Genomic DNA, 24,843 nt, shown 5'->3' with positions numbered 1-24,843 from the left:
CCATAGGTACAAAACAAATGATGACGATGGATGATAGAGACGGCGAAATCTGGATGGATGGCGAATGGGTAGAATGGCGTGAAGCAAAAGTACATGTACTCACCCATACACTGCATTATGGCGCAGGTGTTTTTGAAGGACTAAGAGCCTATCATACTGACCAGGGCCCGGCTATATTCAAACTCGCCGAACATACTGATCGCCTGTTTCGCTCGGCGCATATTCTGAATATGAAAATCCCGTTTTCCAAGGAAGAGATTAACCAGGCTCACCTAGGTGCAATTAGTAACAATAACCTAGATAGCGCCTATATCCGATCCATGTGTTTTTATGGCTCCGAAGGCATGGGCTTGCGTGCGGATAATTTAAAAGTACATGTGATGATTGCCGCATGGGAGTGGGGGGCTTATCTTGGTGATGAGAGCATGGAAAAAGGCATCCGCATTCGCACCTCTTCCTATACCCGCAACCACGTCAACAGTACTATGTGCAAAGCCAAGGCAAATGGTAATTACATCAATTCCATACTGGCTCTGCAAGAAGCCTTGAGCGCAGGATACGATGAAGCCTTATTACTCGATCATGAAGGTTTTGTCGCCGAGGGCAGCGGTGAGAATTTATTTATCGTGCGCAATGGCATTCTATATACCCCGGAAACCACCTCGGCATTAGAAGGAATTACGCGCGAAACTATCCTGACCATCGCTAAAGAACAAGGTCTGGAAGTTAAGGAAAAACGCATTACCCGGGATGAAGTCTATGTCGCAGACGAAGCGTTTTTTACCGGATCTGCTGCAGAAGTCACCCCGATCCGAGAATATGATGATCGCCTAATTGGCTCTGGCTCACGCGGGCCGATTACTGAAAAACTTCAGAGTTTATATTTTGATTATGTACATGGTAGAAAAGAGGATCATGCTGAGTGGTTGGCGCATGTGAAGGGATAAAGAACCAGCTAAGGTAACTCGCAACAAATAACCCACCCACCTTGCTTGTCTTTTTGTCCGTCTTCTGCGTTGTAGAAATATTTACGTAGCCTGCTATGCGCCTATTTCTACGCCTTGAAGGCGAACAAAAATCCTGCGCAATATTGGTAGGTTATTTATTGCGTGTTACCTAAGGAGTGTGCACGGAATAACTTCGACACAAGCTGGTCTTTATGCTCGTCTTCTGCGTTGTAGAAATAGTTGCGTAGCTAGTCTAGTTATGCGCCTGTTTCCACGCCTTGAATACGAACATAAATCCTGCGCCAGTTACCAAACTTATTCCGTGCGCGTTCCTAAAAGCATTAGTACTACTGAAGTTTCCCAATAATTATTTATGGTAAAATTGAAACTATGCTACAACTATATGAAAAAAATAGTCTTTTCATTCGTTTCAAACGCTGAAAATCATGGAAACGTAGCTTAGCGAAGTGGTGATTTTTAGTCCCTGATAGGCGACAGGGCAATTCGCTGATTCGACGTGTGCTAGCAGCACGCGAGAGGAGCAAGAATTGCATTCCGAATAGCCGTCCAGCCAGTGAGGTAGTAATGACGAAGCGGCTTTTGTGCGTAGTCGTTGCGGACGCAGGGCGTTCAGGGCATCTCCCATCCGCTGCGTAGGTGAACGAATTATGGCGACAGGAGTCCCGGAATTTCGTGAGGTAGCATGGCGCGCCTGTGCTATTGCCTAAGGGGAATTAAGTAGGGGTTTGCTATAAACATGGCAAAACCACCTAAAATAAACCTCGATACACCAGCATGGTGTATTTCAGCTACTCAATAATTGGGAAACTTCAGTAGTACTATACTAATCCAGTTAAATCAATATCAAAGTCCGATTGAGTTTGCTGGCCTTGGTGGTTATAAAATGTCACATGGCCATCTGCTGTGATTAGCCACACTTCATGTGCGCCTGCTTGTAAAAACAATCCTACCTTATCTTGCATTTCTTCTCGTGTATTCGAAGGAGAAATGATTTCTACACAGAGTTCTGGTGCTGATAATGCATATACATCTCTTATACTCGATGTTCAAGTTTTTCCATCCCATTGCCATCAAACTCTTACCTTCACCCAGCAGAACAATACTTTAATGATGCTGTTGGCCCTAAGCGCCCTAAATCTCTGCCAATCATATGTTTTCCTGATGGCATCAGTTGAAACACATCCTTTATTAATTCACCTAACTCTTTCAGCTTATCACCAGGATCTGGAAACTCTAGCAATGACGTGATGAACTCAAGCAGTACATCCATTTGAGACTTGCGCTGTAAGCTTCCTACGGTATACGCAGGTAGTTTGCTTTCAATGCGGGCTATTTGCTCTGGGTGAAGGAGACGGGGAGTCGCTATTTTTGCGAAAGCTTGTTTTGGGCATCCCAGCCCAAGCAAGCAGCAAAAACTTAACGCGACCACTTATGCCTCCGGCGGCCCCGATTCGTCCTCGTCACCTCGTCCCGACCCAACAAGGGGTCGGAACATAGGCTCCAAATGACTTGACGCCGTGTCGGATGGCCTTTTATTTTGTCTCCACCTTCGCTAACGCTCAGACTCCGACAAAACAACGGCCCTACGGCTATCGCGGACTAAAAATCATCACTTCGCTTAGGCTACGTTTCCCTGATTTTCAGCGAAGGCAATGGTCAAACAAAAGACTCAGAATCAGGCCACGGCTTGATCCCTCTTCATCTAATTGTTTGGCCTTACGCCCCCATCCTTCATAAAGCTTCCAGTCCTCAAAGAAAACCTCAATCAGCCATCTCAACGTATAGGCTTGAATAATATCTTGTGTGCGCCAAGTCAGGTCTGTCGCCACTAAATAGCGATAGTCGTTTTCACCGTCATATTTTAAGGCAATGACAAAGCGTTTTTTACTGTGAGAACTCACCTTCAATCGTGCACTGCTGACAGTCACTTTAATCTCTTTGCCGCCACGTACACGTATTATCTGATCAATGCCTTTGTTAATCGAATTAAAGTAGCTCTCGACTGACCTTATTCTACCTCTATATTCAATATTTTGGTTTTTACGTAATTGGCTAATCACCTGCGAGCCTCCAGATTCTTTAGCGGCTTCGTCCATAAAGGCTTTTTCACCATACAGCGCATCAGCCAGTACGCCTTTAATTTTAATCAGGCTATGCGCAACTTTAAACTCTTTTAATAAGCCTAATGCAATCTCTGTTTTGGTCGGGTAGGCACTGTCACGTTCAGGCTTAATAGGCCGGTCTTTTTTTGCTATACCGCTCTTTTTCAACCGTTTATCTTCTTTATCCCACTGCTTTAAGGCTGGATCCGGCATATAAAAGAAAAAACCGACAGGCACTGTACTGGATGAGGTAACTAGCAGCAATAATACTATCGTTTGTCCATTAACATACCCGCCGGAGCCTTTGTGTTTCTGCTTGTAAACCTTATAAATACGTTTTGTAGACTTAGATCGTGCTCGGTCTGATTCATCAAAGGCCAACACACCTTCAGTAATGCCATAACGTTTTAAAATTAAGACCACACTCACCCGTAGCAACCAGTCCCAGGGTATACTTGCTTTACGAAACACCCAGGATAATGCGGCTACTTTGCAATCTCCAAGGCTTGCTCGCTCAAACTTAGCCCAGCAAACAGAGTTCATTAGCAGTATGCCCGTTAAACAAGTGCTCAACCAAGCGGCTTGAATCCGTGTCAAAGCGGCTCCGAGTTTTAGCTGATTGAGCGCATCATTTAAATCGTCAATATAGCTTTGGATAAAGGTGGCTGGGGCATTCATTAACATGGGATTACACCGATAAAATTACAACAACCTCAGAATACCTGATTTTACCTTCTCAATATCAAAAACTTGAACATCGAGTTATATGCTTTTGTACATATCCTGTTGAAACCCATACCACATCAAGCACTCGAACTCCCTTATTGTTTGTACTGCTAGCTCAGGGAAAACAAGGAAGAGGAAAAAAAGGGTCAGAGTTTAATACCGCTACCAGTGGCGAATCAAGTGTTTGAATAATATGGATTTAGATGAATTAAAGTTAAGCTCTAACGACGTATTGGATATAATCGAATTTCATACAAAACAACCAATCCTAAGAAAAGGCTTAACTCATGAAATTTCTAGTCGATTAAGCCTCCGTTTACAAATTTGATCCTTCAAAAATACCTTTTTTCAACTCAATGACCTTCCTTCTAATGGACTTCTTCCTGATAGTTTAATCGAAGCTATCCATAAACCTGGGGATGTTCGCAGCACAGTTTTTATTCCGCGGGTCACACTGAGAGATTTTTTATTTCAAGAACTAAGCTCTACGGGGTATTGTAAAGAGGCAGTTGCACATGTTTTGGTCGAACGAATTGGCTTGGATTATAATGCAAACTCCATGAACACCGGGCCTTATTGTAACGCCCGACTAAGATTGCAACTCCCTCCATTAAAAGAAGCTGTTACCTCTTCAGGTCAAGTATTGCATGAGAAAGCTTCAGACAGCTGGTTGTGGAATGGGCACCGGATTTTGCTGGTCGATGGCACGACTTTACTTATGCCCGATACGGATAATAACCAGAAAACCCACCCTCAACAAAGTGCACAAAAGCCAGGGCTGGGGTTTATAATTGTACGGTTGGCTGGCCTTGTGTCGTTAGCGACAGGAGCTTGTGTTGACTATGCTATTGGCCCTTTCCAGGGTAAAAAGACAGGCAAACGCTGAAAATCATGGAAACGGAGCTTAGCGAAGTAGTGATTTTTAGTCCCTGAAAGGCGACAGGGCAATTCGCTGATTCGACGTGTGCTAGCAGCACGCGAGAGGAGCAAGAATTGCATTCCGAATAGCCGTCCAGCCAGTGAGGTAGTAATGACGAAGCGGCTTTTGTGCGTAGTCGTTGCGGACGCAGGGCGTTCAGGGCATCTCCCATCCGCTGCGTAGGTGAACGAATTATGGCGACAGGAGTCCCAGAATTTCGTGAGGTAGCATGGCGCGCCTGACATCGCTGTTTTCTAATTCAATTCAGTCCCTTTGCAAACAGGACTTACTTCTTGCCGGCCGTTATTATACGTCTTACGCCAAAATTGCTCTCCTGACGAGGCAGGGAACGGCACTGGTTTTTAGACAGCAGAGTACTGTAAAAAGCGATTTTAGCCTAGGCATACATCCCGGAACAAAAGATCATATGATCCGTGTTAAAAAACCAAAGAAAAAAACCGTCTGGATATCAGAAGCAGCATGGGCAGAACGCCCTAATGAACTGTTCATTAGGGCGTTCTCTGTCAAAGGGACCGTTTATGTCACAACGCTAATGGATGCCAACATTTACCCCAAACAACCCCTAGCTGAACTATATCAGCAGCGCTGGCAAATCGAGGTGGATTTTAGAACCATAAAAAAACAGATGGGGATAGAGATGTTACGCTGCAAAACAGCAGAAATGATTAAGCAGGAGATTGCAGTGCATCTCTTGGCCTATAATCTTATACGTGCAAATATTGCCAGGGCTGTCTGTCTCAATGACAAGGAGCCACGCCACCTCAGCTTTATGGCAGTTGTTCAGCTGATGCGTAATACTGCAAGCTTGTGTAATACGCTAACGGGAGCGGCTTTAGGGAAAATAGTACACCCTCTCATAATAGCTATGGCTCAAACGGAAATCGGGCAACGAACTAGGCCAAATCAACCAAGATTTGTTAAGCGTTGTTGCCAGATTAAAAAGTATCACATTAACAGCTCAGCAGTTAAATGTGGGGCAGCCTTCTGTTTCAGGCCAGTTAAAATTATTACAGACTTTTGTAGGAGAGCCACTTTATGAACGTAAAGGGAATCAAATCAAGCTGACAGCAGCAGGTGAAGGATTGTTAAGGTACGCTGACAAAATGGATAGCTGTTATAGCAAGGCGCTGGAATATGTACGTAGCTCATCAGTGTTCCCCTATCAATTGAGGCCGTGAAACTAACCTCGCCACAAGAGAGCTCATAAAGCACTGTAAAGACATTCCTGTTATTATTGCGTTTTGAACTGCCCGAATGGTATACGAGCTGATACGAGATATTCTTGCCTGGAAAAATAATGGATTCACAAAACGATCTCGTTTTTGAGCCTGTTGCTGCCTTATCTCCAGAGCCTCGCTATATTTTTTATCCGATGGATGAATCAATTCTGGCTGTTGTGTTTTTGAAATCTCTTCAAACAGGCGCATTAAATTATAGCTCATTGCAGTCAGGCGTATTTGATTTTCAAGTGAGCGGGTATTGGAAGACCAAGCTTTAGTTTCCTTGAAATTACTTTTAGTGTTATTGAATGTCTTTTCAATCGTCCATCGCTTGAAATACAGCATGGCAATGGTTCCAGGGTTAATAGTCATTGGCAAGGTTGTCACGAACCGGTGAAGTTTTCCGGTTTCTGGATCACGGTAATCCACCACGTTAAATTTGATGCCCTTGTTTTCGTACACACTGTATGCTTCAACCCCTGTATTGATCTCATGGCGGGAGTCAAAAGGGATAGACTCAACCAGAGTCGCAATTGAATTTTCTTTTAGCATTGAAATCATGTAATTAGCATGTCGTTTCTGCCGATCCCACCAGACAAAGTCGGTGACGGCTTTATCGTAGACATAGAGATGTTTCTGAGAGCTGTTATTTCCCTTGTTTTGCTTTTCAATATGATTTCGTAACACAGGTATTTCTTGATGTCTCTGAGTTCCGTTTGTCACCAGACAAAGAAATCTGAGCAACCCACTTCTGAGATTCAACGCGTAAATCCCCCCGGCCGCATAAACTTTCCCCTTGCTGTTTTTTTCAGTATGGCAGGCATGATCAATAAAATGTCCATCCGCTGCTTCTATGGTGTATTCGTCAAGTTCTGGGAATGCTTTAAGATAATCAATGCCTTGCGATAGCAGTGTTTCAGAGTGAAGATGATAGCTCTGCTGTTCAAATGCCTCAAGCATACTTGTTCGTCTATGCGACTTCAGTGATTTAAAATACGTTGAGTGGGGAAGCAGCTGGCCATAAATCTGTTCATTGGTTTGGAGGAAATGGCTACCACTATCGACTACACTGATACAGCGTAATAACCCAAGGCGAATAAAGTCGATATCCTTCAACTCTGGGCATGAACGAACCCACAAAGGATGACGCTCTGCTAACAGGGCACGTTCCATACTTTCATTGCAGTGTTGGTGAATATGTTCAGAGAGTGGTAGGTCTTTAAGCATGGGTGATATCCGTTTATGAGGTGATTAAAACGGAAATTTTTAGAAAAATTTTTTCGGCAAATGCAAGCTTTATTTGAAATTATTTGTTGTTTTTTTACGGTGCCTACAGAGTGTCTATTTGCTGTTATAAGTGATTAAAATCAAAAAGATGGAAATATTCGAGTGGTGCTACATTCAGGTAGGTTATAGGCTGCTTTGTTTAGGTACTTCTTCTTTCAATGGGAACACTGATGCTAATAATAGTATTTAAGCAATGCAGAACTTTTTTGATTCCGGATGTTTCAGTGTATCGACTACGTACACAAGGCACGTGCAGGGTTTGTACATTCGCGTGTGTCACCATATCATGTGAATGCACGATATCGAATTGTCCTTCGGTGGCAAGACGTGTCAGTTTAGAGAACTCTAATTGATTGATATAACGTGGCTTATCCCGTTTTTTCGGAATGTGGTGGACAACAATATTAGGCGATGGCTTGCACTCAATAGCCTGGCAGAATAAATGTACCTCGTGCCGCTCGGCCAGGCGCTCGGTTAATTCTACACAATAGCGCTCAGCTCCACCTATTGGCGTGTAATGGCGGACTAAAACAGCAATACGCAACCTGGCTAAGAGTAGGCCTCATAAAAACATAGTGGGGTGATTGTACTTGTCTAATTTCCTTCGAACTACTATGTGACTAGGGCGTGGCTTCAGCCCGCTCTTCAACATATTGGCGGGCTAAAGCCACGCCCTACTATAGCAATTCTCGTTGTTGTGTTAAAAAACAGATTGTATAGCTGATTGAACCTGAGCTACAGAAACATCGGTAAAACCTGCTATGCCATCCAGAGACTTTAGCTTGATTCTGTCTACTGCAGGGTTATTAAAATCAGCCTGTAAAATAATAGCTTTATCATTTAGCGGCGGTGTAAATTCTGGTGTGGAGCTACGATAAATGGCAATTTGCGGGATATTAACCGCTGCGGCAATATGCATTAGCCCTGAGTCATTGCTGATGGCCAGATCGGCACAGTAAAGCAGGTCTATCGCATCCAACAGGCTGGTTTTACCACAGAGGTTAATTAACTGAACACCACTTTTTAGTTCTATTTCCGAGGCCGTATTAGAGTCTTTGGGAGAGCCTAATATCAGTACATGGCTTCCTGCCTGGACTAGATCTTTTGCAATCTGCGCATAATTTTCTGCTGGCCAGCGCTTAGCAGGTCCAAACTCAGCCCCAGGCATCAATGCAACGATATTCTTACCAGGCTGGATGTTCAATTTTTGCAACCAGCTTGCTGCATTTTTGCTATCTATGCTTAACTGCGGCTTTGGAATTGCATCCAATTCAGGAACCTCTGCAGTCGGATCCAGTCCTAATGAAACATATCGCTGCACCATAAACGGGAGTTTGTTTATATCTAAATGTCGCCGATCATTTAATAAGCCGAAACGCATCTCGCCAAGAAAACCAGTGCGCCTGGGAGCGCCACTCCAGTAGCCATTTAAGGCTGATTTCCAGGTAACTGGCATGATAATCGCCCAGTCATAGTGTTTATCTTGCAACTGATTGGCAATATCGCGGCGTACTTGCCAGCTGAATTTTCCCCGTTGTACATTGATTTTGTAATGACTGCTAACCTCAGGCATGCGCTGCAATAAATCATAGGGCCAGGGTGGCGCGATAACATCAAGAGTCAAATCAGAATATTGTTGGTGTAGCACTTTAAATAAGCTCTGTGCCATAACCATATCACCAATCCAAGAGGGTGAGAAAATAAGGATATTCATAAGTTTAGTCAGTAGGGTGCAATGCACGCACCATTTGTCGTGGCTTGGAATAATGAATAGCTACTTATTCATTACCGTTAAAGATAGTACCTACTTTGTCCATTACCTGTTCTATGCTAATTAATTGCATTGCATCCAGGCTAGGTATTTTCTTTTGCCAGACTAATTGAGTAGCGGTTTTATGCATAACGCTCTTTGCAACCTCGGCGTAGATATTAATGCAATTGTCTAGTTGATTATAAGGGCCAATATATTCAGGGCGGGTCACCGCATATAGACCGATCACGGGGGTTGCCATAGCATTTGCAAGGTGCAGCGGTCCGGTATCGGGCGAGATAAGCAGTGAAACCTGTTTAAGAATAGCAGCTAACTGAGTCAGCGTTGTTTGCCCAATTAAGTTCAGGCAGGACGCCTGAGTTTGTTGCTCAATTTGCTGTCCAAAGGCAACTTCGGCTTCACCCGGCCCTCCAGTTAAGACGATATGCTTATCTGGGTATTGTCTATGTAAATTATTAATCAGACTAATATACCGCTCTGCTGCCCAGGTTTTCTCCTGAGTAGAAGCCATAGGGTTAATCGCAATCCATTGCTCATGAGGTTGTAATTTTTCACTAGCCCAGCTTATATCAACCTGACTAATAGGCAGGATACGATCCTCTGCTGTAATTTTTATCCGCTCATTTATACCCGCAAACTTTTGCGCTAGAGCAAAAAAAATATCGACCTGATGTAAGTTACTGGGTAAATCATAAGCCGTATCAGTAAATAAATGATGCCCTTCGCGAGAATAAGGTGAGCCAAACCCGGTTTTATGTTCAGCGGGCAAGAGTGCCATCAACATATTGCTTACAAAGCTAGTTTGAAAGCTAATTAACTGACCGGTATTTTTTTTTCGCCACTGCTTTTTTAGCTGCCAATAATCGCTGATAGCTTTAGGTTTATCGATAGCAACTACATTTACTTCAGTAAGCTGTGCCAGAAGACTGGCAACCGGTCGATCAATTAACCAGTCAATCTGGGTATCTGGAAACTGTTTTCTCAACAGCCGTACCGCTGGCAATAGCATTAAGACATCACCTATGGCAGAAAGCCGGATCAGGGTGATCTTTTCAGGGGCAGTGGCTCTACTGGTCATGCACTAATTAAGTCTGGGTAAAAGTTGGATAGATTTTAGCACTCTCGCACATTAGTTCAAAATCGACTCACTCTGTTTAGTACCTTACTCCTAAACATCCCATCAGTGTTCCCATTGAAAGAAGAAGTACCTAAACAAAGCAGCCTATAACCCACCTGAAGGTAGCACCACTCGAATATTTCCATGTTTTTGATTTTAATCACTTATAACAGCAAATAGACACTCTGTAGGCACCGTAAAAGAACAACAAATAATTTCAAATAAAGCTTGCAATTGCCGAGAAAATTTTTCTAAAAATTTCCGTTTTAATCACCTCATAAACGGATATCACCCATGCTTAAAGACCTACCACTCTCTGAACATATTCACCAACACTGCAATGAAAGTATGGAACGTGCCCTGTTAGCAGAGCGTCATCCTTTGTGGGCTCGTTCATGCCCAGAGTTGAAGGATATCGACTTTATTCGCCCGCCGAAAATCATGGAAACGTAGCTTAGCGAAGTGGTGATTTTTAGTCCCTGATAGGCGACAGGGCAATTCGCTGATTCGACGTGTGCTAGCAGCACGCGAGAGGAGCAAGAATTGCATTCCGAATAGCCGTCCAGCCAGTGAGGTAGTAATGACGAAGCGGCTTTTGTGCGTAGTCGTTGCGGACGCAGGGCGTTCAGGGCATCTCCCATCCGCTGCGTAGGTGAACGAATTATGGCGACAGGAGTCCCGGAATTTCGTGAGGTAGCATGGCGCGCCTTGGGTTATTACGCTGTATCAGTGTAGTCGATAGTGGTCGCCATTTCCTCCAAACCAATGAACAGATTTATGGCCAGCTGCTTCCCCACTCAACGTATTTTAAATCACTGAAGTCGCATAGACGAACAAGTATGCTTGAGGCATTTGAACAGCAGAGCTATCATCTTCACGCTGAAACACTGCTATCGCAAGGCATTGATTACCTTAAAGCATTCCCGGAACTTGACGAATACACCATAGAAGCAGCGGATGGACATTTTATTGATCATGCCTGCCATACTGAAAAAAACAGCAAGGGGAAAGTTTATGCGGCCGAGGGGATTTACGCGTTGAATCTCAGAAGTGGGTTGCTCAGATTTCTTTGTCTGGTGACAAACGGAACTCAGAGACATCAAGAAATACCTGTGTTACGAAATCATATTGGAAAGCAAAACAAGGGAAATAACAGCTCTCAGAAACATCTCTATGTCTACGATAAAGCCGTCACCGACTTTGTCTGGTGGGATCGGCAGAAACGACATGCTAATTACATGATTTCAATGCTAAAAGAAAATTCAATTGCGACTCTGGTTGAGTCTATCCCTTTTGACTCCCGCCATGAGATCAATACAGGGGTTGAAGCATACAGTGTGTACGAAAACAAGAGCATCAAATTTAACGTGGTGGATTACCGTGACCCAGAAACCGGAAAACTTCACCGGTTTGTGACAACCTTGCCAATGACTATTAACCCTGGAACCATTGCCATGCTGTATTTCAAGCGATGGACGATTGAAAAGACATTCAATAACACTAAAACTCGATGTTCAAGTTTTTTAACTGATTGATTTTATTGATAATTCTACTGACAAAGAAAGCATCAACATCATTGTAAATCAATCACTTATAAAACAAAGCCGGAAAAATTTACTTTTCTTAGCCCAGTTATAGCTGAAAACTTGAACATCGAGTAAAAGTAATTTCAAGGAAACTAAAGCTTGGTCTTCCAATACCCGCTCACTTGAAAATCAAATGCGCCTGACTGCAATGAGCTATAATTTAATGCGCGTGTTTGAAGAGATTTCAAAAACACAACAGCCAGAATTGATTCATCCATCGGATAAAAAATATAGCGAGGCTCTGGAGATAAGGCAGCAACAGGCCCAAAAACGAGATCGTTTTGTGAATCCATTATTTTTCCAGGCAAGAATATCTCGTATCAGCCCGTATACCATTCGGGCAGTTCAAAACGCAATAATAACAGGAATGTCTTTACAGTGCTTTATGAGCTCTCTTGTGTCGAGGTTAGTTTCACGGCCTCAATTGATAGGGGAACACTGATGAAACATCCACAAAGCACATGTGCTTAAACATCTTCCTTGCGATAAATCAACAAACTATGGACTGAAAATCGTCTAGCAATCATTTCAGGAGTATAATTAAAGAATTTTTTAACATAGAGTCTTTATGAAACTACTGGTACGCAACCTTACCCGCAATACTTCCGAAGCAGATCTTAAGGCGCTGTTTGTAGCATACGGTACAGTGCAGTCCTGCACTTTGGTATTGGACAAAGATACAGGCATTTGCAAAGGCTTTGGCTTTGTTGAAATGCCCAAGCCTGGTGAAGCTAAGTCCGCCATGAAAAATCTGAATGGCAGCGATGTCGCTGGTAGCAAGATCCGGGTAAAAAAGTCTGAACCACTTAAAACGCAGGGCAACAGCAATGCAAACAGCGAATAAACCTCGAATTCAGGATCCGCTACACAGCATAACACTAAAGCACATAGTCACCCAGTTAGTCGAAATGTATGGCTGGGAAGAGTTAGGCCAGCTGATTAAAATAATCGGGGAGTCGCTATTTTTGCGAAAGCTTGTTTTGGGCATCCCAGCCCAAGCAAGCAGCAAAAACTTAACGCGACCACTTATGCCTCCGGCGGCCCCGATTCGTCCTCGTCACCTCGTCCCGACCCAACAAGGGGTCGGAACATAGGCTCCAAATGACTTGACGCCGTGTCGGATGGCCTTTTATTTTGTCTCCACCTTCGCTAACGCTCAGACTCCGACAAAACAACGGCCCTACGGCTATCGCGGACTAAAAATCTTCACTTCGCTTAGGCTACGTTTCCCTGATTTTCAGCGACTGCTTTACCAGCAACCCCAGCATTCCCTCTAGCCTTAAATTTCTGCGCAAGACTCCTTGGGCACGGCAAAAAGTCGAGGCGCTTTACCTAAAACAAAAAGACAGCTATAGACTTTCAGAAAATTAATTTCCGAACAAACAAAAACGACAGAGGGGAAACTGGCTTATAATTTTCGTCCCAACACTAACGGAAACAGTCAAAAATGGTATCCCTCACTTTTTCAAAGTCAATTGTAGGCCGACTAAAAAAAATATGGCGACAGCTCTCAAGCTAAGTAATATTCGTTTATATCGATTAACTCAAGCTCTACTCTGATTCAGTGAATGCATGGGAATCAAAGAAATAGCACGCCTAATGGGAGTCTGTGAAAAAACCATTATAAATTGGCTGAAAACATTTATGCATAAAGGTGTCGGTTGGTTAATAGGGCAACACTATCAAGGACGTGGTCGGAAGTCAAAGTTAACTAAAGACCAGAAAAATAAATTGGTTGAGTTGATAAAGAAAGGCCCAGAAGACAATGGATTTCATTGTGGAATATGGAATACTGCGATGATTGCCGAGCTTATTTGGTTAAAATTTGAAGTTCGTTATAACTTGAACTATTTATCAAGCCTAATGAAAAAACTGGGCTTCAGTTATCAAAAAGCTCGTTTTGTGACTGATCGCCAAGAAGAAGAAAAGTACGAGCTTGAAAGAAAAACGTGGCTGGAAGAAACATTGCCTGCCATTATGGAAAAGGCGGTAGAAGAAAAGAGTGTCGTTTTATTCGGTGATGAGGTGTCATTTGCTATGTGGGGTTCATTGGCACGAACCTGGGCTCCAATAGGAGAGCAACCCACAGTGAAAACATCAGGGATTCGAAAAGGGTTGAAAATGTTTGGTACGATCGAACTCGAAGGAGGGAGTTTTCAATACCGAGAATCATTGGCTTATGAGATAAAACCAAAGTCACTTAGACTTTTAAAAGAAGCTGGGCTGCCTCAAGAATTTTTAGCTATTCTTAAAAGCTTAAAAAATGAGAAATATCCAACACAGAAGCTTTTTATGGAAGCGATATATTCTATTGCCGACAACGTCTTAATCGAGAGTTATAAGCCAATGATATTACAACACGCTGAAACATCTGGGCGTTTTAATGGTGAAAGCTATGTTGAGTTTTTAACACAATTGCTGGCTTATTATAAAGGCAAGATTATTCTAATTGAAGATGGTGCCCCGTATCATGGAAGCGGTGTTATTAAGGAATTTAAGTTAGCTAATGTAGATCGTTTGACAGTAGAACGTCTCCCTGCGTTCTCGCCGGATTTTAATCCGATTGAGAAATTATGGAAAAATACGAAACGCGATTCGACTCATATGAAGTATTTTAAAACTTTTGAAGATCTTCATGATTCAGTTGTGCAAACTTTTAACACTTATATGCATGATGCCAGTAAAGTGATTTGTGTTATGCAAAAATTGCGGGAAGATTTCGTTGTTACCGCCTAAGTTTAAGCGCTCCAAATTTGGAAATTATTTATCTGAGAAACTATAGTGCTGCACTAGTACAGCATAAATATGACCAGTTCATGACATATTATTTCCAATATAGAAACAATTAATGAATAATTAGTGTTATTGTGCAATAAACGCATCATAACTATAATAGCTGGGTGGGTTAAATAAAACCTACTTAATTTACCTTAGAGGATATATTGATGAATGATTTATACAAAGATGCGTTAACTGCAGTTGTTTTTTTTATTGGCCTATTTGGCTTTGTTTCAGGTGAGTTCATTATTTCATCAACATTATTTGCAGCGGCAGCTATAGCAAGTAATGTTAATGTGAACCGTAAAAGGAGAAGATCTGGACAGCTCGCATGAAATTAACGTCCGTTATCAAGCGGCGTAATCAATACAGCAAAACCAAAGGCTTCCTGGATCATTAGACCCTCGAAGCCTTTTTTCGTTATAGCTTTAGAAAAATACTCACCCGTTAATTGACGCATCTCTGCCTAATCAGCATAATTCCATGCATTGGGAACTTAATAGTCACTCACTACTTATAGTCCTATAATCCGCAGTTGAACACTATAAGCTATTGAATATTAAATATAATGATCATAAATACTTATCACCTTTCCGGTGAGTATACCCTGCTTTCAAGCTATTTAATGCACATTGCTGATCCACTAAACCAAAGTTGCCAAACTTTAGTGTGGGTCATTATCCGGATACAGGGAATACTCTCCGTCCGGCCCTGTATATCCCGGAGAATTAGGCCCCAGGTTCCTCACCACCCCCGGTATGCTCATCGCGCCAGGCTTCAGCAGCACGGGAGTCTGGGTCATAAAAACCCTCTTCAATAATTTCCCCCGCGCAACCCGCTAGTCCCAACAGAGTAAAGGACAGAGATGCTTTTAATATAAATTTTGATAAATCAAACATTTTTCACCTGTTAAATTCAGCTTTGAATTTCCTGAACCACTCCGTTATTAGCTAAAAGTACAGCACTAGCCAGCCGATAAAAAACACCATGCTCAACTACTCCCGGCGTAGCGCTTAATAATGCATTTAATTCGGCCACATCCAGAATTGTATTAAAGCGCATATCCAGCACTAAACTACCATACGACGTGACTGCCAGGCCACTAGCCTTGCTATTTTTCCGTAAGCCCCCTTGTCCGCCAAGTTGCGTCAGGCTCTGCTGCACTAATTGCCAGGCAACTAAGTATGTTTATCAAAGCATTTATGCTCATACAGAGAGAGAGCTGGATGTGAAGTTATCGAATTAAATGTACAAACTGATCATGTCCACTTACTTGTAAAAATACCCCCAAGGTTTCAGTATCAGATATAGCTGGAAGAGTAAAAGGAAAAACTGCAATTCAAGCTTTCCAGAAATTTCCGTGCTTGCGAACAAAGAAGTATTGGGGGAATCATTTTTGGTCGGCTGGTTACTGTGTTGATACCGTAGGTATGGATGCAGAAATGATAAGAAAGTATGTAAAGTTCCAAGAAAATAAATAACCACTAAAATATTTGGGGAGTCGCTATTTTTGCGAAAGCTTGTTTTGGGCATCCCAGCCCAAGCAAGCAGCAAAAACTTAACGCGACCACTTATGCCTCCGGCGGCCCCGATTCGTCCTCGTCAACCTCGTCCCGACCCCGTTAACAAGGGGTGGACCAAGGCTCCCAAATGACTTGGACGCGTGTCGGTCGGATGGCTTTTATTTTGTCTCCGACCTTGCTAACGTCAGACTACGACAAAATAACGGCCCTACGGCTATCGCGTGACTAACGCTGTCAGCCCCGGACGGGCTGATTAGGTCTCCAGAAGGCGCAGGGGAATTTGCCAATCCAGAAGGGCGCGATAGCGCGGTGGGCGGAAAAGCGAGGGAGGCTAAAAAATTTATCCCGAATAGCCGTAGAAGGCCATTGTGGTAGCGCATGATAGTGCTTTAGTGCTAGTCTGTGGCGGAAGCAGGGCGGCTGGAGCATCCTCCTATTCGCCTGCGAGGTGAACGAATTACGGCGACAGGAGTAACGAATTTCGTGAGGTAGCATGGCGCGCTGAAAACATCACTTCGCTTAGGCTCGGTCCCTGATTTTCAGCGTGCGGAACAACTTGATCTTATTTTCGCAAGGCCCCATAGGGTTTTGCTGAGGAACGGCGTTAGGCGAATTTAAACCCCACGTTTTATAAGCGTGGTAGTTAAATTTTTTAATAGAGGAATGAATCAATCTGGCTGTTGTGTTTTTGAAATCTCTTCAAACACGCGCATTACATTATAGCTCATTGCAGTCAGGCGCATTTGATCTTCAAGTGGGGAGCGGGGATTGGAAGACCAACGTTTAGTTTCTTGAAAATTACTTTTAATCGATGTTCAATTTTTTGATATGAGAAGGTTAAAATAGTATTCCGAGATTGTTGTAATTTTTCGGTGTAAGCCCATGTTAATAATGCCCCAGCCACTTGATCCAAAGATATATTGACGATTTAAATGATGCGTCAATCAAGCTAAACCCGGAGCCTCTTTGACCACGGATTCAAGCCGAATTGGTTGGGCAATTGTTTAACGGGCATTACTGCTAATGAACTCTGTTTGATGGGCTAAGTTTGAGCGAGCAAGGCCTGGGAGATTGCAAAGTAGCCGCATATCCCTGGGTGTTTCGTTAAAGCAAGTCTACCCGGGACCTGGTTGCTAGGGTGAGTGTGGTCTTAATTTTAAAAACGTTATGGCATTACTTGAAGGTGTGTTGGCCTTTGATGAATCGACCGAGCAACGATTCTAAGTCTACAAAACGTATTTATAAAGTTTACAAGCAGAAACACAAGGCTTCCGGCGCGGTATGAGGGCCAAAACGTAGTATATTGCTGCTAGTTAACATCATCCATACAGTGCCTGCCGTGTTTTTTTCTTTTAATGACGGATCCAGCCCCTTAAAGCAGTGGGATAAAAGAAGATAAACGGTTGAAAAAGAGGGTATAGCACAAAAAAGATGGGCCTATTTAAGCACGAAACGTGAACGTGCCTACCCGACCAAAACAGAGATTGCATTTAGGCTTATTAAAAGGAGTTTTAAAGTTGCGCATTAGCCTTTGATTAAAATTAAAGGCGGTACTGGCTTGATCGCTGTATGGTAAAACGCCTTTATGGACGAGCCGCTAAAGAATCTGGAGGCTCGAAGGTGATTAGCCAATTACGTAAAAACCAAATATTGGAATAATAGTTTCTCAGTAAATAATTTCCAAATTTGGAGCGCTTAAACTTAGGCGGTAAACAACGAAAATCTTCCCGCAATTTTTGCATAACACAAAAATCACTTTATGGCGCATACATAAAGTGTAAAAGTTTGCACAACGAATCTGAAGATCTTCAAAGTTTTAAAATTACTTCATAGGAGTTCGAATCGCGTTTCGTAATTTTTCCATAATTTCCAATCGGATTAAAATCCGGCGAGAACGGCAGGGAGACGTTTACTTGTCAAACGATTCTAGTCAATTAGCTAACTTAAAGTTAATAACACCGCTTCCCATGATAGGGGCACCATCTTCAATTAGAATATCTTGCCTTTATAATAAGCCAGCATTGTGTTAAAAAACTCAACATAGCCTTTCACCATTACAACGCCAGCCCAGATGTTTCAGGCTGTTGTAATATTTTCATGGGCTTATAACTCTCGATTAAGGACGTTGTCGGCAAAGAATATATCGCTTCCATAAAAAGCTTCTGTGTTGGATATTTCTATTTTTTAAGCTTTTAAGAATAGCTAAAAAATTCTTGAGGCAGCCCAGCTTCTTAAAGTCTAAGTGACTTGGTTTTATCTCATAAGCCAATGATTCTCGGTATGAAAACTCCCTCCTTCGAGTTCGATCGTACCAAACATTTTCAACCCTTTTCGAACCCTGATGTTTTCAATGTGGTTGCTTCCTATTGGAGCCCAGGTTCGTGCCAATGAACCCAATAGAAAATGACAACCTCATCAACCGAAAAAAACGACACTCTTTTCTTTCTACCGCCTTTTTCCATAATGGCAGCAATGTTTGTCCAGCCCACGTTTTTCTTGTCAAGCTCGTACTTTCTTATTCTTGGCGATCCAGTCAACAAAAACGAGCTTTTTGATACTGAAGCGCAGTTTTTTCATTAGGCTTCGATAAATAGTTCAAGTTTATAAACGAACTTCAAATTTTAAACAAATAAGCTCGGCCAATCATCGCAGTATTCATATTCCACAATGAAATCCATAGTCTTCTGGGCCTTTCTTTATCAATCTCAACCAATATATTTTTCTGGTCTTTAGTTAACTTTGACTTCCGACCACGTCCTTGATAGTGTTGCCCTATTAACCAACCGACACCTTTATGCATGAATGTTTTCAGCCAATTTATAATGGTTTTTTCACAGACTCCCATTAGGCGTGCTATTTCTTTGATTCCCATGCATTCACTGAACCAGAGTAGAGCTTGAGTTAATCGATATAAACAAATATTACTTAGCTTGAGAGCTGTCGCCATATTTTTTTTTAGTCGGTCTACAATTGACTTTGAAAAAGTGAGGGATACCATTTTTGACTGTTTCCGTTAGTGTTGGGACGAAAATTATAAGCCAGTTTCCCCTCTGTCGTTTTTGTTTGTTCGGAAATTAATTTTCTGAAAGTCTATAGAGGTAGAATAAGGTCAGTCGAGAGCTACTTTAATTCGATTAACAAAGGCATTGATCAGATAATACGTGTACGTGGCGGCAAAGAGATTAAAGTGACTGTCAGCAGTGCACGATTAAAGGTGAGTTCTCACAGTAAAAAACGCTTTGTCATTGCCTTAAAATATGACGGTGAAAACGACTATCGCTATTTAGTGGCGACAGACCTGACTTGGCGCACACAAGATATTATTCAAGCCTATACGTTGAGATGGCTGATTGAGGTTTTCTTTGAGGACTGGAAGCTTTATGAAGGATGGGGGCGTGAGGCCAAACAATTAGATGAAGAGGGATCAAGCCGTGGCCTGATTCTGAGTCTTTTGTTTGACCATTGCCTTCTCCTTCACCCAGAGCAAATAGCCCGCATTGAAAGCAAACTACCTGCGTATACCGTAGGAAGCTTACAGCGCAAGTCTCAAATGGATGTACTGCTTGAGTTCATCACGTCATTGCTAGAGTTTCCAGATCCTGGTGATAAGCTGAAACTCGATGTTCAAGTTTTTTAACTGATTGATTTTATTTATAATTTTACTGATAAAGAAAGCATCAACATCATTATAAATCAATCACTTATAAAACAAAGCCGGAAAAATTTACTTTTCTTAGCCCAGTTATAGCTGAAAACTTGAACATCGAGTGAAAGAGTTAGGTGAAGTTTTCCGGTTTCTGGATTACGGTAATCCACCACGTTAAATTTGATGCCCTTGTTTTCGTACACACTGTATGCTTCAACCCCTGTATTGATCTCATGGAGGGAGTCAAAAGGGATAGACTCAACCAGAGTCGCAATTGAATTTTCTTTTAGCATTGAAATCATGTAATTAGCATGTCGTTTCTGCCGATCCCACCAGACAAAGTCGGTGACGGCTTTATCGTAGACATAGAGATGTTTCTGAGAGCGGTTATTTCCCTTGTTTTGCTTTTCAATATGATCTCGTAACAGAGGTATTTCTTGATGTCTCTGAGTTCCGTTTGTCACCAGACAAAGAAATCTGAGCAACCCACTTCTGAGATTCAACGCGTAAATCCCCCCGGCCGCATAAACTTTCCCCCGCTGAAAATCAGGGAAACGGAGCCTAAGCGAAGTGATGATTTTTAGTCCGCGATAGCCGTAGGGCCGTTATTTTGTCGGAGTCTGAGCGTTAGCGAAGGTGGAGACAAAATAAAAGGCCATCCGACACGGCGTCAAGTCATTTGGAGCCTATGTTCCGACCCCTTGTTGGGTCGGGACGAGGTGACGAGGACGAATCGGGGCCGCCGGAGGCATAAGTGGTCGCGTTAAGTTTTTGCTGCTTGCTTGGGCTGGGATGCCCAAAACAAGCTTTCGCAAAAATAGCGACTCCCCGATTGCTGTTTTTTTCAGTATGGCAGGCATGATCAATAAAATGTCCATCCGCTGCTTCTATGGTGTATTCGTCAAGTTCCGGGAATGCTTTAAGATAATCAATGCCTTGCGATAGAAGTGTTTCAGCGTGAAGATGATAGCTCTGCTGTTCAAATGCCTCAAGCATACTTGTTCGTCTATGCGACTTCAGTGATTTAAAATACGTTGAGTGGGGAAGCAGCTGGCCATAAATCTGTTCATTGGTTTGGAGGAAATGGCGACCACTATCGACTACACTGATACAGCGTAATAACCCAAGGCGAATAAAGTCGATATCCTTCAACTCTGGGCATGAACGAGCCCACAAAGGATGACGCTCTGCTAACAGGGCACGTTCCATACTTTCATTGCAGTGTTGGTGAATATGTTCAGAGGGTGGTAGGTCTTTAAGCATGGGTGATATCCGTTTATGAGGTGATTAAAACGGAAATTTTTAGAAAAATCTTTTCGGAAAATGCAAGCTTTATTTGAAATTATTTGTTGTTTTTTTACGGTGCCTACAGAGTATCTATTTGCTGTTATAAGTGATTAAAATCAAAAAGATGGAAATATTCGAGTGGTGCTACCTTCAGGTAGGTTATAGGCTGCTTTGTTTAGGTACTTCTTCTTTCAATGGGAACACTGATGATATACATAGTATTAAAGCGTCATAAGTATCGCAGTAAAGTTCAGTATATGAGCGCTGCAATCGCCTGTACTGCTATTGCCCCGTGCAGGCTAAAGCCTACGCCCCAATATTAAAGTAAGAACTTAGCCTATTACTTTACTAGCTGCCACGATATTGTAGCTGCTTGACTCTTTCTAGCATGGCTTGAACGTGTCCTTCATGATTAACGCCATATAAGGCTTCGACTAACTTTCCTTGTTTATCAATAATAAAAGTAGACCGAAGAATAGCCATCGTGGTCTCGCCATTTTTTACCTTTTCCCGCCAGACATCATACTTAACACATAGCTCGCCACTTTCATCTGCAAGCAAATCCAGCTTTAAACCAAATTTTGCAATAAAGTCGGCATGGCTGGCGCAGGAATCTTTGCTGACACCGATAACCACCGTGTCCAGTGCAGCAAATTCATTTGCCAAGGCAGTAAAATCATTCGCCTCTATGGTGCAGCCAGGGGTGTCATCCTTAGGGTAGAAATACAACACAACATTCTTGCTGCCTTTAAAAGAAACAAGCTCAACGCCTTTTTCATCCTGATTGATCGAGCTGAATTCCGGGGCCATCTGGTTTTTTTCTAACATATTAACTCCTTCGTTTTTATTAATTAAAATCGAACAATTTGATTATCACTGAATTTTGCGCGTATAAAAACCTTAAAATTAGTCTAAGAATCAAGTTTCAACGTCCGGCTTTTTAGCATTTAATTTATTACGCACCAGTTCTATATCTGAAGTTTCTTAGAAATTCATCAAGCAACCATTCGCAATAAAACGGCTACCACCGAATTTACAGGGGAGCTGCTGTATTTGGGGCAAACCCTTTCAAAATCCGGATCCAAAGCCGCTTCGGCAATGATGCGGCGGATATCTGAAAAGGCGAAACTGGCTCGCCCCTTCACTTTGTGCCGACGTTCCGGATCGGTTTTTAAACGATCCGCGTAAATCCACGTCAGCGTTGTTGCCATCATACAGAAGTTCAAATGGTTGGTCACTGCCTGCGCATTTCGACACTGACTTTTCTGACTCCCTATGTCTTGCTTGAGCTCTTTGAACCCGGATTCTATTTTCCATCGCGCACCATAATACTCAATAATCTGTGTGACGGATAAACTTAGATCGGTCGTAAACAAAGCAATCCACTGTGTGCGACGAAACACCCAGACAACCTGAACGGGTCGTTTCAATGTTTTCAGCATGACAACGCGACTATAAGCCCTGACTTCACGCTGTTTTCCATAGAGATTCACGGTATACGATCGGGCCTTTTGTTGTACTGTTTTTGCCATGTCTGTGGCTGACCCCAGACGCTACCCGTACTTTTTATTCCGCCCCCTCTGCTTGGGTTTTCTTTTTTCTGGACGATCGTACAGTACATTATTGCACCTTAACCTAGAGAGAATATTAAACCGGCTTCCGATAGCTTTGTAAACAGGCTTCCATAGGCCATTGTTGCCAAACCAGCTATCAGTGACTGTCAATATCGGAGCGGTGGAAAAATGTTCTGCAATTGCAATTGCAATTGCAATCAGCATTTGAGCCGCCTGAGCCATCTTGGTCTGGAAAGGAACGACATCACCTCTTATCGTGGCGGTTTCTTTTTTTGCCTGAATTGTTTTTAAGGGCAGATAAAATCGGAAATCTAAAAATAAGCACGCCCAGCGACCTTTGACCTGTTTCAGCAACCCTACCGATACAATATTTTGTGCCCATGGATATTTGCTTTGATTCGGCCGCGAGGTCAAAAATGGCTTCACAGCCGAAGATATTTTTGCCTACTTTAGTGATAATGGAGTCATCCAGTGCAACCAATATGCGCCCATCTGTTTCAGGAGACGGAATCAGCTCCCAGATAGTTTTCCACAGCCCAGGCCACGGCAAAGTTGAAGAAGCCATGAAAGTGTAAAAGCGCTTATTCTTGATCTCAAACCCAAACAACGTATCAAGGCAACGCCAAAGATTAGATGTCATCGACGACGTAAAGGGAACGAGAATAGACAGGATCGTGTAAACAAACAGAGAGGCTCGTTCGCGGCCTAAAGTGGTTTTGGAAAAATGATCTTGAAGCGGGAGTAAAATATCGCGTAAAATGAACATGAATGAGGTCGTTTTATTTGTATAATCAATGTGTTAGAAACTTTCATTATACACTAAAACCAGGCCTCATTCACGATTAACCTGTTGTTTTTAAAAAGAGTTCAAGGCTTTTAGTCAACGGAACGCCATTAATATTAGTAATATCTAATATTTAATAAAAATAGGCATTAGCTGATATTCTTATGCTTTAAAAACCAGGAAACTTCAGTTCTATATGTAACACTCGATGTTCAAGTTTTTCCATCCCATTGCCATCAAACTCTTACCTTCACCCAGCAGAACAATACTTTAATGATGCTGTTGGCCCTAAGCGCCCTAAATCTCTGACAATCATATGTTTCCTGATGGCATCAGTTGAAACACATCCTTTATTAATTCACCTAACTCTTTCAGCTTATCACCAGGATCTGGAAACTCTAGCAATGACGTGATGAACTCAAGCAGTACATCCATTTGAGACTTGCGCTGTAAGCTTCCTACGGTATACGCAGGTAGTTTGCTTTCAATGCGGGCTATTTGCTCTGGGTGAAGGAGAAGGCAATGGTCAAACAAAAGACTCAGAATCAGGCCACGGCTTAATCCCTCTTCATCTAATTGTTTGGCCTCACGCCCCCATCCTTCATAAAGCTTCCAGTCCTCAAAGAAAACCTCAATCAGCCACCTCAACGTATAGGCTTGAATAATATCTTGTGTGCGCCAAGTCAGGTCTGTCGCCACTAAATAGCGATAGTCGTTTTCACCGTCATATTTTAAGGCAATGACAAAGCGTTTTTTACTGTGAGAACTCACCTTTAATCGTGCACTGCTGACAGTCACTTTAATCTCTTTGCCGCCACGTACACGTATTATCTGATCAATGCCTTTGTTAATCGAATTAAAGTAGCTCTCGACTGACCTTATTCTACCTCTATATTCAATATTTTGGTTTTTACGTAATTGGCTAATCACCTGCGAACCTCGAGATTCTTTCGCTGTCAGCCCCGGACGGGCTGATAGTCTCCAGAAGGCGCAGGGAAATTTGCCAATCCGAAGTGCGCGATAGCGCGCGAGGGAGGCTAAAATTTTATCCCGAATAGCCGTAGAGCCATTTGTGGTAGCCATGACTGAGCTGCTTTGTGCTCAGTCTGTGGCGGACGCAGGGCGGCTGGAGCATCTCCTATTCGCTGCGTAGGTGAACGAATTACGGCGACAGGAGTCCCGGAATTTCGTGAGGTAGCATGGCGCGCCTGAGCTTGCTCGCTCAAACTTAGCCCAGCAAACAGAGTTCATTAGCAGTATGCACGTTAAACAAGTGCCCAACCAAGCGGCTTGAATCCGTGTCAAAGCGGCTCCGGGTTTTAGCTGGTTGAGCGCATCATTTAAATCGTCAATATAGCTTTGGATAAAGGTGGCTGGGGCATTCATTAACATGGGCTTACACCGATAAAATTACAACAACCTCAGAATACCTGATTTTACCTTCTCAATATCAAAAACTTGAACATCGAGTTATACCAACGATAAATTTTGGAACGAATACGCCAGCGGTAGAGCGGTGGCATTATTTTCCCCA

Annotated in this window: 35 protein-coding genes and 5 pseudogenes; 20 read left to right on the top strand and 20 right to left on the bottom strand. The window is 42.7% G+C overall.

Annotated elements, in window-relative coordinates; translation table 11 throughout:
- The first annotated feature begins 20 nt into the window (after nucleotides 1-20).
- Nucleotides 21-947: a branched-chain amino acid transaminase gene (locus K6984_RS06625; RefSeq protein ID WP_221894833.1), complete on the top strand. Its 927-nt coding sequence runs from the start codon at nucleotides 21-23 to the stop codon at nucleotides 945-947.
- Nucleotides 948-1,377: 430 nt separating this feature from the next.
- On the opposite strand, the gene K6984_RS06620 is transcribed toward K6984_RS06625, so the two are convergent.
- Nucleotides 1,378-1,593 carry a hypothetical protein gene (locus K6984_RS06620; RefSeq protein WP_221894768.1) on the bottom strand — a complete coding sequence of 72 codons (216 nt, stop codon included), beginning with the start codon at nucleotides 1,591-1,593 and terminating at the stop codon, nucleotides 1,378-1,380.
- On the opposite strand from K6984_RS06620, the gene K6984_RS32745 reads away from it, so the two are divergent.
- Nucleotides 1,550-1,675 carry a hypothetical protein gene (locus tag K6984_RS32745; protein WP_263458661.1) on the top strand — a complete coding sequence of 42 codons (126 nt, stop codon included), beginning with the start codon at nucleotides 1,550-1,552 and terminating at the stop codon, nucleotides 1,673-1,675. The two genes, K6984_RS06620 and K6984_RS32745, sit on opposite strands and share 44 nt — an antisense overlap.
- Before the next feature lie 111 nt (nucleotides 1,676-1,786).
- Here K6984_RS32745 and K6984_RS06615 read toward each other — a convergent pair whose 3' ends face one another.
- Complete coding sequence (locus tag K6984_RS06615; protein ID WP_420831650.1) at nucleotides 1,787-1,957, bottom strand: PDDEXK family nuclease; 171 nt, start codon at nucleotides 1,955-1,957, stop codon at nucleotides 1,787-1,789.
- Nucleotides 1,958-2,052: 95 nt separating this feature from the next.
- Entirely contained in the window at nucleotides 2,053-2,373 is a 321-nt protein-coding gene (locus K6984_RS06610; protein WP_221894767.1) for a hypothetical protein, read from the bottom strand.
- Here K6984_RS06610 and K6984_RS32740 point away from each other — a divergent pair.
- Both K6984_RS32740 and K6984_RS06605 read left to right on the top strand, forming a co-directional pair.
- Nucleotides 2,337-2,465 carry a hypothetical protein gene (locus K6984_RS32740; RefSeq protein ID WP_263458596.1) on the top strand — a complete coding sequence of 43 codons (129 nt, stop codon included), beginning with the start codon at nucleotides 2,337-2,339 and terminating at the stop codon, nucleotides 2,463-2,465. The genes K6984_RS06610 and K6984_RS32740 overlap by 37 nt on opposite strands.
- A gap of 27 nt (nucleotides 2,466-2,492) precedes the next feature.
- Entirely contained in the window at nucleotides 2,493-2,705 is a 213-nt protein-coding gene (locus K6984_RS06605) for a hypothetical protein (RefSeq protein ID WP_221894766.1), read from the top strand.
- On the opposite strand, the gene K6984_RS06600 is transcribed toward K6984_RS06605, so the two are convergent.
- Together K6984_RS06600 and K6984_RS06595 are read right to left on the bottom strand one after the other, a co-directional pair.
- Nucleotides 2,609-3,754, bottom strand: coding sequence for a transposase (locus K6984_RS06600; RefSeq protein ID WP_221894765.1), 1,146 nt, complete (start codon nucleotides 3,752-3,754; stop codon nucleotides 2,609-2,611). The genes K6984_RS06605 and K6984_RS06600 overlap by 97 nt on opposite strands.
- An 887-nt stretch (nucleotides 3,755-4,641) precedes the next feature.
- On the bottom strand, nucleotides 4,642-4,887 hold the full coding sequence (locus K6984_RS06595; protein WP_221894764.1) for a hypothetical protein: 246 nt from the start codon (nucleotides 4,885-4,887) through the stop codon (nucleotides 4,642-4,644).
- Between the two features lie 57 nt (nucleotides 4,888-4,944).
- Between K6984_RS06595 and K6984_RS30720 the strand changes: the two genes are divergently transcribed.
- Nucleotides 4,945-5,775 (top strand): transposase, encoded by an 831-nt coding sequence (locus K6984_RS30720; RefSeq protein ID WP_230987946.1) that lies wholly within the window; start codon nucleotides 4,945-4,947, stop codon nucleotides 5,773-5,775.
- Complete coding sequence (locus K6984_RS06590) at nucleotides 5,708-5,914, top strand: LysR family transcriptional regulator (protein ID WP_230987945.1); 207 nt, start codon at nucleotides 5,708-5,710, stop codon at nucleotides 5,912-5,914. The genes K6984_RS30720 and K6984_RS06590 overlap by 68 nt, the downstream gene beginning before the upstream one ends.
- Here K6984_RS06590 and K6984_RS06585 read toward each other — a convergent pair.
- From K6984_RS06585 to K6984_RS06570, 4 genes are all read right to left on the bottom strand, one after another.
- Nucleotides 5,885-7,183: a transposase gene (locus tag K6984_RS06585; protein WP_221894763.1), complete on the bottom strand. Its 1,299-nt coding sequence runs from the start codon at nucleotides 7,181-7,183 to the stop codon at nucleotides 5,885-5,887. The genes K6984_RS06590 and K6984_RS06585 overlap by 30 nt on opposite strands.
- A 199-nt stretch (nucleotides 7,184-7,382) precedes the next feature.
- A complete protein-coding gene (locus tag K6984_RS06580; protein ID WP_221894762.1) occupies nucleotides 7,383-7,787 on the bottom strand; it encodes a glycosyltransferase family 4 protein in 405 nt (134 codons plus the stop codon).
- A 156-nt stretch (nucleotides 7,788-7,943) separates the two neighbouring features.
- Nucleotides 7,944-8,957 carry a lipopolysaccharide heptosyltransferase II gene (gene waaF / locus K6984_RS06575; protein ID WP_221894761.1) on the bottom strand — a complete coding sequence of 338 codons (1,014 nt, stop codon included), beginning with the start codon at nucleotides 8,955-8,957 and terminating at the stop codon, nucleotides 7,944-7,946.
- A gap of 64 nt (nucleotides 8,958-9,021) precedes the next feature.
- The gene (locus K6984_RS06570) at nucleotides 9,022-10,092 is read right to left on the bottom strand and encodes a glycosyltransferase family 9 protein (RefSeq protein ID WP_221894760.1); all 1,071 of its coding nucleotides are present in this window, start codon (nucleotides 10,090-10,092) and stop codon (nucleotides 9,022-9,024) included.
- Between the two features lie 333 nt (nucleotides 10,093-10,425).
- On the opposite strand from K6984_RS06570, the gene K6984_RS06565 reads away from it, so the two are divergent.
- Nucleotides 10,426-10,584 (top strand): hypothetical protein, encoded by a 159-nt coding sequence (locus tag K6984_RS06565; protein ID WP_221894759.1) that lies wholly within the window; start codon nucleotides 10,426-10,428, stop codon nucleotides 10,582-10,584.
- Here the strand turns inward: K6984_RS06565 and K6984_RS06560 are convergent.
- Nucleotides 10,506-10,772, bottom strand: a complete 267-nt coding sequence (locus tag K6984_RS06560) for a hypothetical protein (RefSeq protein WP_221894758.1) — start codon at nucleotides 10,770-10,772, stop codon at nucleotides 10,506-10,508. The genes K6984_RS06565 and K6984_RS06560 overlap by 79 nt on opposite strands.
- On the opposite strand from K6984_RS06560, the gene K6984_RS06555 reads away from it, so the two are divergent.
- The 10 genes and pseudogenes from K6984_RS06555 to K6984_RS06515 all read left to right on the top strand — a co-directional run bounded on the left by K6984_RS06555 (nucleotide 10,729) and on the right by K6984_RS06515 (nucleotide 14,830).
- Entirely contained in the window at nucleotides 10,729-10,866 is a 138-nt protein-coding gene (locus K6984_RS06555) for a hypothetical protein (RefSeq protein ID WP_221894757.1), read from the top strand. The genes K6984_RS06560 and K6984_RS06555 overlap by 44 nt on opposite strands.
- Complete coding sequence (locus K6984_RS06550; RefSeq protein ID WP_221894756.1) at nucleotides 10,830-11,666, top strand: transposase; 837 nt, start codon at nucleotides 10,830-10,832, stop codon at nucleotides 11,664-11,666. Before K6984_RS06555 ends, K6984_RS06550 begins: the two co-directional genes overlap by 37 nt.
- A 184-nt stretch (nucleotides 11,667-11,850) precedes the next feature.
- The gene (locus K6984_RS06545; RefSeq protein ID WP_221894755.1) at nucleotides 11,851-12,159 is read left to right on the top strand and encodes a hypothetical protein; all 309 of its coding nucleotides are present in this window, start codon (nucleotides 11,851-11,853) and stop codon (nucleotides 12,157-12,159) included.
- Between the two features lie 126 nt (nucleotides 12,160-12,285).
- A complete protein-coding gene (locus K6984_RS06540) occupies nucleotides 12,286-12,561 on the top strand; it encodes an RNA recognition motif domain-containing protein (protein WP_221894754.1) in 276 nt (91 codons plus the stop codon).
- Nucleotides 12,545-12,652 (top strand): annotated as a pseudogene (locus tag K6984_RS30715) (VF530 family DNA-binding protein); the annotation flags it as partial. The gene K6984_RS06540 and the pseudogene K6984_RS30715, both read left to right, overlap by 17 nt.
- Nucleotides 12,653-12,682: 30 nt before the next feature.
- Nucleotides 12,683-12,811, top strand: coding sequence for a hypothetical protein (locus K6984_RS32735; RefSeq protein WP_263458596.1), 129 nt, complete (start codon nucleotides 12,683-12,685; stop codon nucleotides 12,809-12,811).
- Nucleotides 12,812-12,838: 27 nt separating this feature from the next.
- Nucleotides 12,839-12,994: a hypothetical protein gene (locus tag K6984_RS06530; protein WP_221894752.1), complete on the top strand. Its 156-nt coding sequence runs from the start codon at nucleotides 12,839-12,841 to the stop codon at nucleotides 12,992-12,994.
- Nucleotides 12,957-13,088, top strand: a pseudogene (locus tag K6984_RS06525) (VF530 family DNA-binding protein); the annotation flags it as partial. The gene K6984_RS06530 and the pseudogene K6984_RS06525, both read left to right, overlap by 38 nt.
- 201 nt (nucleotides 13,089-13,289) lie before the next feature.
- Nucleotides 13,290-14,453 (top strand): IS630 family transposase, encoded by a 1,164-nt coding sequence (locus tag K6984_RS06520; RefSeq protein WP_221894751.1) that lies wholly within the window; start codon nucleotides 13,290-13,292, stop codon nucleotides 14,451-14,453.
- 206 nt (nucleotides 14,454-14,659) lie between these two features.
- Nucleotides 14,660-14,830 (top strand): hypothetical protein, encoded by a 171-nt coding sequence (locus K6984_RS06515; RefSeq protein WP_221894838.1) that lies wholly within the window; start codon nucleotides 14,660-14,662, stop codon nucleotides 14,828-14,830.
- Nucleotides 14,831-14,832: 2 nt separating this feature from the next.
- Here K6984_RS06515 and K6984_RS32730 read toward each other — a convergent pair whose 3' ends face one another.
- The 3 genes and pseudogenes from K6984_RS32730 to K6984_RS06505 form a co-directional block, all read right to left on the bottom strand.
- Nucleotides 14,833-14,955: a hypothetical protein gene (locus K6984_RS32730; protein WP_263458660.1), complete on the bottom strand. Its 123-nt coding sequence runs from the start codon at nucleotides 14,953-14,955 to the stop codon at nucleotides 14,833-14,835.
- A 268-nt stretch (nucleotides 14,956-15,223) separates the two neighbouring features.
- Entirely contained in the window at nucleotides 15,224-15,394 is a 171-nt protein-coding gene (locus tag K6984_RS06510) for a hypothetical protein (protein WP_221894750.1), read from the bottom strand.
- 16 nt (nucleotides 15,395-15,410) lie between these two features.
- A pseudogene (locus tag K6984_RS06505) lies at nucleotides 15,411-15,662 on the bottom strand (ribose-5-phosphate isomerase A); the annotation flags it as partial.
- A 36-nt stretch (nucleotides 15,663-15,698) separates the two neighbouring features.
- Between K6984_RS06505 and tnpA the strand changes: the two are divergent.
- A pseudogene (gene tnpA / locus K6984_RS06500) lies at nucleotides 15,699-15,976 on the top strand (IS200/IS605 family transposase); the annotation flags it as partial.
- Between the two features lie 29 nt (nucleotides 15,977-16,005).
- Nucleotides 16,006-16,149, top strand: a complete 144-nt coding sequence (locus K6984_RS06495) for a hypothetical protein (RefSeq protein WP_221894748.1) — start codon at nucleotides 16,006-16,008, stop codon at nucleotides 16,147-16,149.
- A 2,483-nt stretch (nucleotides 16,150-18,632) separates the two neighbouring features.
- Here the strand turns inward: K6984_RS06495 and K6984_RS06490 are convergent.
- Nucleotides 18,633-19,016 carry a helix-turn-helix domain-containing protein gene (locus K6984_RS06490; RefSeq protein ID WP_221894747.1) on the bottom strand — a complete coding sequence of 128 codons (384 nt, stop codon included), beginning with the start codon at nucleotides 19,014-19,016 and terminating at the stop codon, nucleotides 18,633-18,635.
- A gap of 189 nt (nucleotides 19,017-19,205) precedes the next feature.
- On the opposite strand from K6984_RS06490, the gene K6984_RS06485 reads away from it, so the two are divergent.
- Nucleotides 19,206-19,655 (top strand): hypothetical protein, encoded by a 450-nt coding sequence (locus K6984_RS06485; RefSeq protein ID WP_221894746.1) that lies wholly within the window; start codon nucleotides 19,206-19,208, stop codon nucleotides 19,653-19,655.
- 56 nt (nucleotides 19,656-19,711) lie between these two features.
- Here the strand turns inward: K6984_RS06485 and K6984_RS06480 are convergent, their stop codons facing one another.
- From K6984_RS06480 to K6984_RS06455, 6 genes and pseudogenes are all read right to left on the bottom strand, one after another.
- Complete coding sequence (locus K6984_RS06480) at nucleotides 19,712-20,167, bottom strand: hypothetical protein (protein WP_221894745.1); 456 nt, start codon at nucleotides 20,165-20,167, stop codon at nucleotides 19,712-19,714.
- A 172-nt stretch (nucleotides 20,168-20,339) separates the two neighbouring features.
- Nucleotides 20,340-20,927, bottom strand: coding sequence for a hypothetical protein (locus tag K6984_RS06475; RefSeq protein WP_221894744.1), 588 nt, complete (start codon nucleotides 20,925-20,927; stop codon nucleotides 20,340-20,342).
- Nucleotides 20,928-21,299: 372 nt separating this feature from the next.
- Nucleotides 21,300-21,779, bottom strand: a complete 480-nt coding sequence (locus K6984_RS06470; protein ID WP_221894743.1) for a peroxiredoxin — start codon at nucleotides 21,777-21,779, stop codon at nucleotides 21,300-21,302.
- 167 nt (nucleotides 21,780-21,946) lie between these two features.
- Nucleotides 21,947-23,291: pseudogene (locus K6984_RS36035) on the bottom strand (IS701 family transposase).
- A gap of 330 nt (nucleotides 23,292-23,621) precedes the next feature.
- Nucleotides 23,622-24,392 carry a hypothetical protein gene (locus tag K6984_RS30710; protein WP_230987944.1) on the bottom strand — a complete coding sequence of 257 codons (771 nt, stop codon included), beginning with the start codon at nucleotides 24,390-24,392 and terminating at the stop codon, nucleotides 23,622-23,624.
- An 18-nt stretch (nucleotides 24,393-24,410) separates the two neighbouring features.
- Nucleotides 24,411-24,701: a hypothetical protein gene (locus tag K6984_RS06455; RefSeq protein WP_221894742.1), complete on the bottom strand. Its 291-nt coding sequence runs from the start codon at nucleotides 24,699-24,701 to the stop codon at nucleotides 24,411-24,413.
- Nucleotides 24,702-24,843 lie beyond the last annotated feature (142 nt).

The sequence above is a fragment of the Bathymodiolus japonicus methanotrophic gill symbiont genome, assembly GCF_019721995.1.
Classification (GTDB): domain Bacteria; phylum Pseudomonadota; class Gammaproteobacteria; order Methylococcales; family Methylomonadaceae; genus Methyloprofundus.
This window is presented reverse-complemented; position numbering and strand designations above follow the sequence as displayed.

Bases quoted from the DNA above. Each gene is read 5' to 3' on its own strand.
- K6984_RS06585 (WP_221894763.1), bottom strand. From the start codon at position 7,183: ATGCTTAAAGACCTACCACTCTCTGAACATATTCACCAACACTGCAAT.
- K6984_RS06600 (WP_221894765.1), bottom strand. From the start codon at position 3,754: ATGTTAATGAATGCCCCAGCCACCTTTATCCAAAGCTATATTGACGAT.
- K6984_RS06540 (WP_221894754.1), top strand. From the start codon at position 12,286: ATGAAACTACTGGTACGCAACCTTACCCGCAATACTTCCGAAGCAGAT.
- K6984_RS06455 (WP_221894742.1), bottom strand. From the start codon at position 24,701: ATGTTAATGAATGCCCCAGCCACCTTTATCCAAAGCTATATTGACGAT.
- K6984_RS06470 (WP_221894743.1), bottom strand. From the start codon at position 21,779: ATGTTAGAAAAAAACCAGATGGCCCCGGAATTCAGCTCGATCAATCAG.
- K6984_RS06475 (WP_221894744.1), bottom strand. From the start codon at position 20,927: ATGCTTAAAGACCTACCACCCTCTGAACATATTCACCAACACTGCAAT.
- K6984_RS06520 (WP_221894751.1), top strand. From the start codon at position 13,290: ATGGGAATCAAAGAAATAGCACGCCTAATGGGAGTCTGTGAAAAAACC.
- K6984_RS06595 (WP_221894764.1), bottom strand. From the start codon at position 4,887: ATGGGAGATGCCCTGAACGCCCTGCGTCCGCAACGACTACGCACAAAA.
- K6984_RS06545 (WP_221894755.1), top strand. From the start codon at position 11,851: ATGCGCCTGACTGCAATGAGCTATAATTTAATGCGCGTGTTTGAAGAG.
- K6984_RS06570 (WP_221894760.1), bottom strand. From the start codon at position 10,092: ATGACCAGTAGAGCCACTGCCCCTGAAAAGATCACCCTGATCCGGCTT.
- K6984_RS06510 (WP_221894750.1), bottom strand. From the start codon at position 15,394: ATGTTTGATTTATCAAAATTTATATTAAAAGCATCTCTGTCCTTTACT.
- K6984_RS06550 (WP_221894756.1), top strand. From the start codon at position 10,830: ATGGCGCGCCTTGGGTTATTACGCTGTATCAGTGTAGTCGATAGTGGT.
- K6984_RS06565 (WP_221894759.1), top strand. From the start codon at position 10,426: ATGCTTAAAGACCTACCACTCTCTGAACATATTCACCAACACTGCAAT.
- K6984_RS06625 (WP_221894833.1), top strand. From the start codon at position 21: ATGACGATGGATGATAGAGACGGCGAAATCTGGATGGATGGCGAATGG.
- K6984_RS06490 (WP_221894747.1), bottom strand. From the start codon at position 19,016: ATGGTATCCCTCACTTTTTCAAAGTCAATTGTAGACCGACTAAAAAAA.
- waaF (WP_221894761.1), bottom strand. From the start codon at position 8,957: ATGAATATCCTTATTTTCTCACCCTCTTGGATTGGTGATATGGTTATG.
- K6984_RS06605 (WP_221894766.1), top strand. From the start codon at position 2,493: ATGGCCTTTTATTTTGTCTCCACCTTCGCTAACGCTCAGACTCCGACA.
- K6984_RS30720 (WP_230987946.1), top strand. From the start codon at position 4,945: ATGGCGCGCCTGACATCGCTGTTTTCTAATTCAATTCAGTCCCTTTGC.
- K6984_RS32730 (WP_263458660.1), bottom strand. From the start codon at position 14,955: ATGCGTCAATTAACGGGTGAGTATTTTTCTAAAGCTATAACGAAAAAA.
- K6984_RS06620 (WP_221894768.1), bottom strand. From the start codon at position 1,593: ATGGGAGATGCCCTGAACGCCCTGCGTCCGCAACGACTACGCACAAAA.
- K6984_RS06530 (WP_221894752.1), top strand. From the start codon at position 12,839: ATGGCCTTTTATTTTGTCTCCACCTTCGCTAACGCTCAGACTCCGACA.
- K6984_RS30710 (WP_230987944.1), bottom strand. From the start codon at position 24,392: ATGGCTACCACAAATGGCTCTACGGCTATTCGGGATAAAATTTTAGCC.
- K6984_RS06560 (WP_221894758.1), bottom strand. From the start codon at position 10,772: ATGGGAGATGCCCTGAACGCCCTGCGTCCGCAACGACTACGCACAAAA.